At 57.3% G+C, this 241-nt stretch carries 1 protein-coding gene; it reads right to left on the bottom strand.

The genetic code is table 11. The annotated features are described in order from the left end of the window. Positions 1–228: hypothetical protein (locus HMPREF0044_RS07660; RefSeq protein ID WP_425357254.1), on the bottom strand; the 228-nt coding region annotated here is incomplete at its 3' end. Between the last annotated feature and the right edge of the window lie 13 nt (positions 229–241).

Raw genomic sequence — 241 nt, 5'->3', positions numbered from 1 at the left:
GGCGTCGTAGCCTTTATAGAGCAACGTTTGCAACAGAGGATGTTCCGGATGGTGCGTTTGCAGCACCACTTCGCCCTGTTTACCCGCACGCCCGGCACGACCGGCGACCTGGGTGTAAAGCTGAGCGAAACGCTCTGCCGAGCGAAAATCGGCAGAAAACAGCGCGCCGTCCACGTCCAGTAATGCAACCAGCGTCACATCCGGGAAATGGTGACCTTTCGCCAGCATTTGTGTACCAATC

This window comes from Gleimia coleocanis DSM 15436 (genome assembly GCF_000159015.1).
Taxonomy (GTDB): Bacteria; Actinomycetota; Actinomycetes; order Actinomycetales; family Actinomycetaceae; genus Gleimia; species Gleimia coleocanis.
This window is presented reverse-complemented; position numbering and strand designations above follow the sequence as displayed.